Origin of the sequence: Mesorhizobium sp. M1E.F.Ca.ET.063.01.1.1, from assembly GCF_003998155.1 — a bacterium.
GTDB lineage: Bacteria > Pseudomonadota > Alphaproteobacteria > Rhizobiales > Rhizobiaceae > Mesorhizobium.
The window spans coordinates 1-11646 of record NZ_RZSC01000122.1 but is presented as its reverse complement, the minus strand read 5'-3'; the positions used below and the strand labels follow the sequence as shown (position 1 = coordinate 11646).

Here is an 11646-nt window from a genome sequence, read left to right as displayed (position 1 = left end):
TGCTATATCGGCATGAACAAGCAAGAGCCGGCGTTGATGGCCAAGATCAACGGCATCATCGCCGCCGCCAAGTCCGACGGGACCCTCAATGCAATCTCCGAGAAATGGCTGAAGGTCGACCTGCCGGCGGATCTGTGATCCCCGGCTAATCATGAGCTCTCACTTCGATTTCGGCTGGCTGATCGATTATTTGCCGGTACTGCTCAAGGGTATCCGCATCACCGTGCAGCTCATCTTGATCGGCGCGACATTCGGCGTGGCGCTGGGCATTGCCTGCGCCTGGGTCCGCGCCCTCGGGCCGAGGTGGCTGAAACCCGTTGTCACGATCTATGTCGAACTGATCCGCAACACGCCCTTCCTCATCCAGCTGTTCTTCATCTTCTTCGGCTTGCCGTCGCTCGGCATCAAGATGTCGGAACTGACCGCTGCCAACCTCGCCATGATCGTGAACCTCGGCGCCTATAGCTGCGAGATCATCCGCGCCGGCATCCAGGCTACGCCGCGCGGCCAGTTCGAAGCCGGCGCCAGCCTCGCAATGAGCCCCTTCCAGACCTTCTGGCATGTGGTTCTGGTCCCGGCGCTGCAGCGCATCTGGCCGGCGTTGTCGTCGCAGGTCGTCATCGTCATGCTGGGTTCGGCCGTGGTTTCGCAGATCGCCGCCGAGGACCTGACCTTCGCCGCCAACTTCATCCAGTCGCGCACCTTCAGAGCCTTCGAAACCTACATCGTCTCGACCCTGATCTACCTGGCCCTTGCGATCCTCCTGCGCCAGCTACTGGCCGGCCTGGGCTGGATGCTGTTCCCGAGGAAGGCGTCACGATGAGACATGCGCCATGACCCAGTTCACCTTCTGGGACATCCTGCGCAACCTGCTGCTGGCCGCGCGCTGGACCGTTCTGCTGTCGCTGGTCTCCTTCATCGGTGGCGGCATCGTCGGCACGGCCCTGCTTTTTCTGCGCATCGGCGGCCGGCGTGAGACGCGGCTTCTGTCACGCGGCTATATCCAACTGTTCCAAGGCACGCCGCTCTTGATGCAGCTTTTTCTCGCCTTCTTCGGCCTTGGCCTGTTCGGTATCGACGTTCCCGCCTGGCTTGCCGCGACTGTCGCGCTCGTCCTGTGGACCGCCGCCTTCCTCGCCGAAATCTGGCGCGGTTGCGTCGAGAGCATCGGCAAAGGGCAATGGGAGGCATCAGCAAGCCTTGGCATGGGTTATCTCCAGCAGATGCGCTACGTCATCCTGCCGCAGGCGCTGAAAGTGGCGGTGCCGCCGACGGTCGGCTTTTCGGTACAGGTTGTGAAGGGCACTGCGCTCACCTCCATCATCGGTTTCGTCGAATTGTCGAAGGCCGGTTCGATCGTCACCAACGCCACGTTCCAGCCGTTCACGGTCTACGGCCTGGTCGCGCTCATATATTTTGCCTTGTGCTGGCCGCTGTCGAAATTGAGCCAGCTGCTGGAAAGGAAGCTCCATGTCGCTCATCGCAATCACTGAGGTGAAGAAGCGCTTCGGCGACAACGAGGTGCTGAAGGGTATTTCCATCGATATCGCTCCAGGCGAGGTCGTCGCCATCATCGGCAAGAGCGGCTCCGGCAAGTCGACGCTGCTGCGTTGCATCAACGGGCTCGAGACTATCGATGAAGGCTCGATCGTCGTCGCCGGCGTCCAGTTGCTGCCCGATGAGACACATCTCAAGGCCCTGCGCCTAAAGGTCGGCATGATCTTCCAGCAATTCAACCTGTTCCCGCATCTCACGGCTGGCGGCAATGTCATGCTGTCGCAGATGGTGGTGAAGAAGACGCCGAAAAAGAATGCCGAGGCGGTCGCGCGAAAGATGCTCGATCGCGTCGGCCTCGCCCACAAGTTCGACGCATTGCCGGACGAGCTTTCAGGCGGCCAGCAGCAGCGTGTGGCGATCGCCCGGGCGCTCGCCATGCAGCCGATCGCGCTGCTATGCGACGAGATCACTTCGGCGCTCGACCCCGAGCTCGTCGCCGAGGTGCTGGCCGTCGTCAAGGAACTGGCCGCGCAAGGCATGACGCTGGTGATGGTTACGCATGAGATGCGCTTCGCACGCGATGTCTGCTCGCGCGTCGTCTTCATGCATCAGGGTCGCGTCCACGAGATCGGTGCCCCCGGTGAGGTCTTCGCCAATCCCAGAACGCCGGAACTCAGGCAGTTCCTTGGAGCGAACTAGACGTCATGCAGATTGTCACGACGATCAGGCGGGCGATGCGACCGCGGCGCGCTCATTGACATCGGCACAACACTGGCTATTTGTAGCGCCGGAAAGTGGATGGAGCGTTCCGTCCGCTTCGCGGATGGCGCCCCTACCCGTGTGATCCGCTAAACGTCCATCGGCACGTGAGCCGATCCGGTCGCAGCCTACCCGGTAAAAACAAGGAAGCCTGGTGAAGACAATCGTTATCTGTTCCGGCGGATTGGATTCCGTCACGCTCGCCTACAAGGTCGCAGCCGAAAGAGCCCTCACCCGCCTCGTGTCGTTTGTCTACGGCCAGCGCCATAAAAAGGAGCTGGACTTTGCGCGGATGTGCGCCTTGCGCCTCGGCGTGCCGCACGACGTGGTCGATATCACCGCGGTCGGACGCCTCCTGACGGGATCGGCGCTGACCAGCGGCGGCCCGGTCCCCGAGGGGCACTATGCGGAAGACAGCATGCGCGTCACTGTCGTACCCAATCGCAACGCGATCATGTTGGCGGTAGCCTTTGGTATAGCCGCGGCGGAACAGGCCGATGCCGTGGCGGCAGCGGTCCACGGCGGGGATCATTTCATCTATCCGGACTGCCGCCCGGCTTTCGTCGAAGCCTTCGAGGCCATGCAGCACCACGCGCTGCAGGGACTGGCGAGGATCGCCCTTTACGCACCGTTCCTGCAACTGAGCAAAGCCGACATTGTCAGTGAAGGCGCGCGCCTAGGCGTGCCCTTCGAGGAAACCTGGTCGTGTTACCAGGGCGGGGCTCATCATTGCGGTCGTTGCGGCACCTGCGTCGAGCGGCGCGAGGCCTTTCACCTCGCTGCTCAAAACGATCCAACATCTTACGAAGACCCGGATTACTGGATCGAAGCTTGCCAGGAATACCAGACAACGCAACGGCAATAGGGCGCGCAGTCATGTACACCATCGCCAAGCGGTTTGCCTTTTCGGCGTCACATGTGATCGGTGGCCTGCCGGCGGAGCACCCTTGCTCCCGGCTGCACGGCCACAACTACGAAGTCGAGATCGTCTTGCAATCGGCCGAGCTCGATCCGGTCGGCTTTGTCCGCGACTACCGCGAACTCTCGGAACTCAAGGCGCTCATCGACAACACCCTGGATCATCGCCACCTCAATGAGGTCCTCGGACATGATCGGACGACCAGCGAGGTCATTGCCAAGTGGATCTACGACTGGTGCAGTGAGCGATGGCCGGAGGTCGCGGCCGTCCGCATCAGCGAGACCCCGAAAACATGGGCGGAATACCGTCCATGAAGGGGAGCATCCGCATCAGCGAAATCTTCGGTCCGACGGTCCAGGGAGAAGGTCCGCTGATCGGGCGTCCGACTGTGTTCGTACGCACGGGCGGTTGCGATTACCGCTGCCGCTGGTGCGATACGCTGTATGCGGTGCTGCCCGAGTTCCGCGAAGACTGGACGCTGATGACGCCAAACGGCATCCTGACGGAGGTGGAGCGGCTTTCGAACTCCGCGCGGGTGCTTGTGTCGCTGTCGGGCGGCAATCCCGCACTTCAGCCTTTGGCTCCGCTGATCGAACAGGGCCACCAGAAAGGCCACACCTTCGCTCTCGAGACCCAAGGCAGTGTCTCTCAGCCTTGGTTCGCTGCGCTCGACTGGCTCATTCTCAGCCCGAAGCCGCCATCTTCGGGGATGGTAACCGACTGGCCGGCCCTCGACGATTGCGCCGCGGCGGCAAGGAGCGGAACGCAATGCGTCGTTAAGGTGGCTGTGTTTGACGACAATGACTATGCGTTTGCCCAGTTCGTGGCGAAACGCTATCCAACCCTGCCGGTTTATCTGCAGGTCGGGAATCCTGCTCCGCTGATCACCCATACGGGTCCAGGCAGCGAAGAGGCCGACTTCGACGATTTGATGCGGCGCTTCCGCTGGCTTGTCGACAAGGTCGCAGCGGACGGGTGGTTCACGGCAACGGTCCTGCCGCAGTTGCATGTGCTGGCCTGGGGCAACAGACGCGGCGTCTAGACTAGTGGATGCACCTTAAAAGTCATCCATGGCGGCCTTGGCTGCTAAGACCCCATAAACGGTGATTGCGACCACAATCGTCGCGAGCGCGAACCTGGCGGCTCGTCCCGCTGATGGTGCGTACGCAAGGATCGCGAACATGGTCGCGATACTGGCGAAAAAGATGATCGCATATGTCTGCGTCAGATGGGCAAGTCACGCGGCCGCCGCCGCCAGGTATTGATCAACGGTGAGTTTCGCCATGTGCTCCTCCGGCATGTGACCCGCTTGGGTACCGAGTTGCAAATGAACTCCACGAAATTGGCGAGGGTCTATGATCGTGATCATGAGGTGCCCGCCGTCCAATACTACGTTCATTTACCGGAATCGGAGTTCCATATGTCCCGGTAGAGCTTCCAGCTGCCGTCCTGCCCTTTCTTCCAGACCACCACATACTTCCCGGCGGCATCCACCAGCTTTGAATCCTTGCCCGGTGCCTTGAGGGAGAAAGTCCCGGACTCGAATGCAAAATCTCCACCTTCCTGGACCTCAAGCGTGGTGAGCGTGAGCTCCGATATGCCCATATCGATCGCGCCCTGCCATAGCTTTTGGATATTTTGGCGGCCGTCGACTCGCGCCATATCTGGCGGGAATGCGGCGGCATCATCCGCGTACTTCGACGCGACCCCAGCCGCATCCTTACTGTTGTATGCCTTCACGAATTCGGCATTAGCGGCTTCAATGGCTTCTTTCGCAGACTGGGCCTGGGCCGATCCGAGGCAAAGCGACGTGACAGCAACGACCAGCAGACAATGCTTGAAAGTCATTTCATCCTCCCGTGTTCCGGTCTCTTGTTATTCCCCGTTTGAGGTTATCATACTGACTTCTGGTGATCGCCCGGCCGCAAGACGATGACGTTCCATCTGGTCGCGGCATCGCTGTGCTGGCAGGCATTCCGGCGCATTCCCCGGTGACCGCATCGCCGTGACGGGCTGCAGCCGTGGCCATCACGCTTGCCAGCCTTGGCATCGTCGTGCACCGAGGTGCCCCAAACGGTAATCGCAGTCGTCATCACGTCAGAGCACCGGACATGCCAAATGGCCCGTTGGGCTTTGCGCTGGACGATGCGACCTTAGGTTCTAGTTTAGCATTCACTAATATCCAAAGCAAACGCGAGGGGCACCGGCGCGATCCCATCCTTCACGACAATTGCTGCGGCAACAAACGATTGGCAACGACGTCAGAGCGACTAAGAAGCTCTTGCACGCTCAGGCTGAACGCCGCCGATAATGGAAGAGCGCTTCTTCGATAGTGGGTTTCGCGGTGTAGCGGTCCTCCGCTGCCATCCAATACAATCAACAACTTATCTGAAATCATCGGGCGCTACCGCCGTTCCCCCGACGCTCTAGGCATCATGCCATCAGGAGGTACAGACGGGTGGTTCGCTCAGATGGCGCCTCAGCAGCCATAGCTACGCGAATTGTCGAACGACCAAAGTGGGGCCGGAAGCAGACGGTCCGGTTCTGGGACGAACTAGCCAGAAAGGTGCCATTCCGCTGGCGCCCCATCTTGGCGGCAACGAGGACGGGCGGCGGGGCAGCCACAGGGTGGACATTTCAGCCCACATGGAAAATGATCATGTTGCCATGCACAACACTGCAGTGCTCTGATCTCGACGACAAGCCTTAGCGTAGAAGCGGATCAACCGACCTCCGGGTCCAGCGAGCGGGGACGCAAATGGACACCCCAGGGAATGGGCAATTGCATCGCGACGCGGGCGGGCGACCCCGTCGATCGGCCGGCTGGCTTGCCCGCGCGGCCGTGTCGGCGGCATTCCTGCTCGGCATGGCGTTCAGCAGCACTGTGTTTGCGCAGGACCAGCAGCTACCCGTGGTTACGGTGGCCAAGCCGGTGGTGCGTGAAATCGTCGAAGACGACGAGTTCGTCGGGCGCTTCGACGCCGTCGACCAGGTCGCCATCCGTTCGCGCGTCAGCGGTTATCTTGACAAGGTCAGCTTCCAGGACGGCGCACTGGTCAACAAGGGCGACCTGCTCTTCACCATCGACCAGCGTCCGTACCAGGCGGCTTATGATGCCGCCAAATCGCAAGTGGACGTCGCCAAGAGTCTGCTCGAATTCTCCAAGATGCAGCTGGATCGCGCCGACGAACTCGCCAGGACCGGCAATATCTCAACAGCGACGGTCGACGACCGCCGCCGGGAATACCTTTCGGCGCAGGCGCAGATGCAGGGCGCGACGGCTGCGCTGACGACGGCCAGCCTGAACATGGAATTCACCGAGATCAAGGCGCCCTTGTCCGGCCGCATCGACCGCCGGCTGGTGTCGGTCGGCAACCTCGTGCAGCCGGATTCCACCTTGCTGACGACCATTGTCACGCGCGATCCGATCGACTTCTATTTCGACGTCGATGAGCGCCTGTATTTCAGCTACGCCCGCGACGCGAAGGCGCGTGGCGGCAGCATGCAGGAAGGCGCCGGCGGGCTCGATGTGGAGGTTCGTGTCGCCGACCGCGCGGAGGCGGTGTTCAAAGGCAGGCTCGATTTTGCCGAGAACCGGATCGACAACGCGACCGGCACCATGCGGGTGCGTGCGAAGTTTCCCAACGCCGACGGCATTCTCCAGCCAGGCATGTTCGGGCGCATCAACGTGCCGGGGTCGCTGCCGCATAGCGGCGTGCTGGTGCCCGACGAAGCGATCGGCGCCGATCAGGATCGCCGCATCGTGTTCTTGGTGGATGAGGCCGGGATGGTGTCGGCGAAGCCCGTGCGCACCGGCCCGCTTCTCGACGGCTACCGGGTGATCCGCTCGGGCCTGACCGGCAGCGAGACGATCATCGTCAACGGGCTGATGCACGCCAGGCCCGGCACCAAAGTGAAGGTCGAGATGGTGACGTTGCCGCCCAAGACCGAGACCGCCGGGTTGCAGCAATGAGGTTCGCACATTTCTTCGTCGACCGCCCAATCTTCGCATCGGTCGTTTCGATCGTCCTGCTGATCCTCGGCGGGATTGCCTATACCCAACTGCCGGTTGCGCAATATCCCGAGATCGCGCCACCGACCATCGTCGTTCGCGCGCAGTATCCGGGCGCCGATGCCGAGACAGTCGCGGCGACCGTGGCAACGCCGATCGAGCAGGAGATCAACGGAGTCGAGGGCATGCTCTACATGTCGTCCTATTCTTCGGGCGACGGGGCGATGGCGCTGACCATCACCTTCAAGCTGGGCACCGATCTCGACAAGGCGCAAGTGCTGGTGCAGAACCGCGTGTCGGTCGCCGAGCCGCGCCTGCCCGAAGAAGCCCGCCGCCTCGGCATCACCACCACCAAGAGCTCGCCCGACCTGATGATGGTCGTGCACATGCTGTCGCCCGACAATACCTACGACCAGCTCTACGTCTCGAACTACGCCCGCTCGCGGGTGCGCGACATACTGCTCAGGCTCGACGGCATCGGCGACCTCATCATCTTCGGCGAACGCGAATATTCGCTGCGCATCTGGCTCGATCCGGAAAAACTGTCCGCCCTGGGGATGACCTCGGGCGATGTGGTGCAGGCGCTGCGCGACCAGAACGTCCAGGTGTCGGGCGGCTCGATCGGCGCGCCGCCGACCGGCACTGGCACGGCGTTTCAGTACACGGTCACCACGCAAGGCCGCTTCAACGACGCACGCGACTTCCGATACGTGATCGTCAAATCGACCGACGACGGCCGCCTGATCTCGCTGCAGGACGTGGCGCGCATCGAGCTCGGCGCCAAGGACTACGTCACCAACTCCTATCTCAACGGCAAACCGGCGGTGGCGCTCGCCATCTTCCAGCGGCCGGGCACCAATGCGCTCGCCGCAGCCGCGGAGATCCAGGACAAGATGAAGGAGCTCTCCCGCGACTTCCCGAAGGGGCTGAGCTACGACATCGTCTACAATCCGACCGAGTTCGTCGCCGAGTCGATCCATGAGGTCTACAAGACGATCCTCGAGGCGATGCTGCTGGTCATCATCGTCATCATCGTCTTCCTGCAATCGTGGCGCATGGCGATCGTGCCGATCGTGGCGATCCCCGTGTCGCTGATCGGAACGCTGGCTGTGCTTTACGCCGCCGGCTTCTCGCTCAACATGCTGACGCTGTTCGGCCTCGTTCTGGCGATCGGCATCGTCGTCGACGATGCGATCGTCGTGGTCGAGAACGTCGAGCGCAATATCGCCAATGGGCTGGCGCCCAATCCGGCGTCGCACCTGACCATGGACGAAGTCGGAACGGCCGTCATCGCGATCTCGCTGGTCCTGATAGCCGTGTTCGTACCGACAGCCTTCATCCCCGGCATTTCTGGGCAGTTCTACCTGCAGTTTGCGATCACCATCGCGGTGTCGACGGCGATCTCGGCATTCAATTCGCTGACGCTTTCGCCGGCGCTGGCCGCACTGCTGTTCAAGCCGCACCACGCCGCGGCGGCGCCGCCGCGCTTTTTCCTGGCGCGGTTCGGACGGGCGCTCGCCGACGGCTTCAATCGCGGCTTCGACAGGGTCGCCCATTGGTATTCGAGCATCATTCGCGTGCTGGTCGGCTCGTGGATGACGATCGCCGCCATGCTGGCCGTTTTCGCGGCCCTCATCTACGCCACCGTCTACATGGTGCAGACGGTGCCGCGCGGTTTCATTCCGTCGCTCGACCAGGGCTATGCGATCGTCGTCGTCCAGCTGCCGGACGGCGCCTCGCTGTCGAGGACCGATGCGGTCATCCAGCAGGCGTCGCAGATCATCCAGAAAACGCCAGGCGTCGACTACGCAGTCGCCTTCGCCGGCTTCTCCGGCGCGACCTTCACCAACGCCAGCAACCAGGGCGTGATCTTCGCCAGATTCAAGCCGTTCGACGAGCGGCTGAAGGCCGGCCAGTCGGCGACCAAGGTCATCGGCAATCTGTTCGGCAGCCTGCAAAGCATCAAGGAAGCCTTCATTATCGCACTGCCGCCGCCGCCGATCCGCGGCGTCGGCAATGCCGGTGGTTTCAAGCTGCAGATCCAGGAGCGCAACAGCGCTGACATGCGGCAGATCCTGGCGCTTGCCTACGAAATCGCCGGCAAGGCCAACAAGACACCGGGGCTGACGGGCGTGTTCACCACGTTCTCCGCGTCGAGCCCGCAATTCTTCCTGGCGATCGATCGCGACAAGGCGCGCATCCTGAACGTGCCGATCCCCAACATCTTTGAGACGCTGTCGATCAATTTGGGCACCGCCTACGTCAACGACTTCAACGCTTTCGGGCGCGTCTACCAGGTGCGGGCGCAGGCCGACCAGGCGTTCCGCCTCGATCGCGCCGACATCTTGAAACTGAAGGTGCGCTCGGCGACCGGCGCGCTGGTTCCGCTCGGCACGTTGATCGAGATCCGCGACGTCACCGGCCCGGCGCTGGTCCAGCGCTACAACATGTACGTCTCGGTGCCGCTGCAGGGCAACGCCGCGCCCGGCGTTTCCACGGGCCACGCGCTGGCATTGATGGAAGGGATCACGGCAAAGACGCTGCCGGCGGGTACCTCCTATGAATGGACCGAGCTCGCCTATCAGGAGCGCAACACCGGCAATGCCGCTGTCTATATCTTCGGGCTGTCGGTGCTGTTCGTGTTCCTGGCGCTGGCGGCGCAATATGAAAGCTGGGTGCTGCCGTTCGCCATTGTGCTGGTGGTGCCGCTCGGCGTGCTCGCGGCGTTGCTGGGCGTGACTTTCCGAGGGCTGGACAACAACATCCTCGTGCAGATCGGCCTCATCGTGCTGATCGGGCTTGCCGCCAAGAACGCGATCCTGATCGTCGAATTCGCGCGGCAGGCGCAGGAACGCGGCCTGTCGGCCGCCGAGGCTGCCGTCGAAGCCTGCCGGCTCAGGCTGCGGCCGATCCTGATGACCGCCTTCTCGTTCATCCTCGGCGTCGTGCCGCTGATGATCGCAACGGGGCCGGGCGCAGAAATGCGCCAGTCGCTCGGCACCGCGGTGTTCTCCGGCATGCTCGGCGTCACCTTCGTCGGCCTGTTCCTGACGCCGGTGTTCTACGTCACGCTCAGGTCGCTGTTTTCACGGCGCAAACCCCGTGCCGAGGCCGGGCCTTCGGGGCCGGCAGAGGCGCCATCGGAGACGGCTGCCGAGTAGCGCAACCGCGACCTCCGGAGTCCTCGCTTGCGATGTCTGCTTTCAGGACGCGGCAGCTGATCTCTGCGGCCGAAATGGGGCCGGTAGCAGACGGTTCGGTTCGGTCACGAATCAGCCAGAAGGTGCCATTCAGCTGGCGATCCCCATTTTGGCGCAACGTCGTTGCTGGCCGTTGCGAGAAGGTGGATGGCGCGGGCATCATCTAGCCACCCTCGCCGATTGGAAGAACAGTAATCGAGGTCTCGCAGTTTACCCCCCATTGCTCAGTTGCAATTTTTCGGTAAGCACGCGCTCGTTGGGATCGATCGGGCCCAAGTTGTTCACCACCCGGAATCGACCGCCCTGTGCCTGTGCAATGTACATATTCATTCGAACATGATGCTGGCCGGGAACCATCTCCGCCGGGCCGCCCGGTCCCTCGCTGACCCGAGCGTGATCGAGCGCCCGGATAACCGCGTCGCGCTCGACCGTGCCGGCCTCGTTCACCGCCGCTTCCCACATCCTGATCGCCCGGAAGTGGCCGGTGCAGCCGCTGCCCGCAGTCAGCATCGCGCTACCGGGGAACCGGTCGCTGTAGCGCCGCAGGAGCGCGCGGCCAAACGGATCGTCGAGTTCCTGATAGTAGTCGAGGCAGCTGTAGAGGCCCTCGATCTGCTCGGGCGGCACCAGATTGAAGAAATTCTCGTCGAAGTACGTGCAGATGATCTTGCCTCCGCTTTTGCCAAAGCCGGCCCTGTGCAGTTCTTCAAGGAACGGCGTCAGACCCGGCGGGACAATCGTATTGAAGACCACGTCGGCCCCGCTCGCCATGATCTGCCGCACCGTCCGTTGGAAATCGACGGTGTCGAGCGGAAAATACTCTTCGCCAACGATCTCGCCGCCATTGGCGCGCACCACCCGGCTCGCCGCCTTGTTCAAGAGGTGGGGCCAAATATAGTCGGCCGACGGCAAATAGAACCTCTTCGCCCCGGTGCTCTTCATCAGCCATGGGATCAGCGGTTCCACCTGCTGCGCGGGCACCGGACCCGTGCAGAAGATCAAGGGATCGTTTTCCTGTCCCTCGTACTGCTCGGTGTAGATGTAGAGCGTCCGGCCCCGCGTGACCGCCTCGCTCTTGATGGCCAGGCGGGTCGAGCTGTAGATGCCGCCGACGACCAGGTCGACCTTGTCGACGTCGATCAGTTTGGCAGTCCTTACCTTGGCGACGCTGTCGGTGGTCTCGCCGTCCTCGACTATGAGCTCCACGGGCCGGCCGAGGAGGCCGCCTTTGGCGTTGATGTCGTCAACGAGCATGGTGG

General features: G+C 62.4%; 12 protein-coding genes. 9 read left to right on the top strand and 3 right to left on the bottom strand.

The annotated features are described in order from the left end of the window. The 7 genes from EOA29_RS12065 to queE all read left to right on the top strand — a co-directional run. On the top strand, positions 1–138 hold a 138-nt coding region (locus tag EOA29_RS12065; RefSeq protein ID WP_127220939.1), incomplete at its 5' end, for a transporter substrate-binding domain-containing protein. Between the two features lie 13 nt (positions 139–151). Further along, positions 152–823 carry an amino acid ABC transporter permease gene (locus EOA29_RS12060; protein ID WP_126090152.1) on the top strand — a complete coding sequence of 224 codons (672 nt, stop codon included), beginning with the start codon at positions 152–154 and terminating at the stop codon, positions 821–823. Between the two features lie 10 nt (positions 824–833). Then, entirely contained in the window at positions 834–1493 is a 660-nt protein-coding gene (locus EOA29_RS12055; protein WP_126090153.1) for an amino acid ABC transporter permease, read from the top strand. Beyond that, a complete protein-coding gene (locus EOA29_RS12050) occupies positions 1471–2196 on the top strand; it encodes an amino acid ABC transporter ATP-binding protein (RefSeq protein ID WP_126090154.1) in 726 nt (241 codons plus the stop codon). The genes EOA29_RS12055 and EOA29_RS12050 overlap by 23 nt, the downstream gene beginning before the upstream one ends. A gap of 214 nt (positions 2197–2410) precedes the next feature. Beyond that, complete coding sequence (gene queC / locus EOA29_RS12045) at positions 2411–3121, top strand: 7-cyano-7-deazaguanine synthase QueC (protein WP_127220938.1); 711 nt, start codon at positions 2411–2413, stop codon at positions 3119–3121. Between the two features lie 11 nt (positions 3122–3132). Next, positions 3133–3489, top strand: coding sequence for a 6-carboxytetrahydropterin synthase (locus EOA29_RS12040; protein WP_127220937.1), 357 nt, complete (start codon positions 3133–3135; stop codon positions 3487–3489). Next, entirely contained in the window at positions 3486–4217 is a 732-nt protein-coding gene (queE, locus tag EOA29_RS12035; RefSeq protein ID WP_127220936.1) for a 7-carboxy-7-deazaguanine synthase QueE, read from the top strand. The genes EOA29_RS12040 and queE overlap by 4 nt, the downstream gene beginning before the upstream one ends. Positions 4218–4412: 195 nt before the next feature. Here queE and EOA29_RS43775 read toward each other — a convergent pair whose 3' ends face one another. Together EOA29_RS43775 and EOA29_RS12025 are read right to left on the bottom strand one after the other, a co-directional pair. Continuing rightward, complete coding sequence (locus EOA29_RS43775) at positions 4413–4544, bottom strand: hypothetical protein (protein ID WP_281059639.1); 132 nt, start codon at positions 4542–4544, stop codon at positions 4413–4415. A gap of 26 nt (positions 4545–4570) precedes the next feature. Continuing rightward, positions 4571–5023 carry a DUF4440 domain-containing protein gene (locus EOA29_RS12025; protein ID WP_127220935.1) on the bottom strand — a complete coding sequence of 151 codons (453 nt, stop codon included), beginning with the start codon at positions 5021–5023 and terminating at the stop codon, positions 4571–4573. 1018 nt (positions 5024–6041) lie between these two features. Between EOA29_RS12025 and EOA29_RS12020 the strand changes: the two genes are divergently transcribed. Both EOA29_RS12020 and EOA29_RS12015 read left to right on the top strand, forming a co-directional pair. Further along, a complete protein-coding gene (locus EOA29_RS12020; protein ID WP_245464919.1) occupies positions 6042–7148 on the top strand; it encodes an efflux RND transporter periplasmic adaptor subunit in 1107 nt (368 codons plus the stop codon). Further along, positions 7145–10348 (top strand): multidrug efflux RND transporter permease subunit, encoded by a 3204-nt coding sequence (locus EOA29_RS12015; protein WP_126090160.1) that lies wholly within the window; start codon positions 7145–7147, stop codon positions 10346–10348. Before EOA29_RS12020 ends, EOA29_RS12015 begins: the two co-directional genes overlap by 4 nt. Before the next feature lie 249 nt (positions 10349–10597). Here the strand turns inward: EOA29_RS12015 and EOA29_RS12010 are convergent. Then, positions 10598–11646 (bottom strand): substrate-binding protein (locus EOA29_RS12010; RefSeq protein ID WP_127220934.1); only part of this gene is annotated, 1049 nt, incomplete at its 5' end.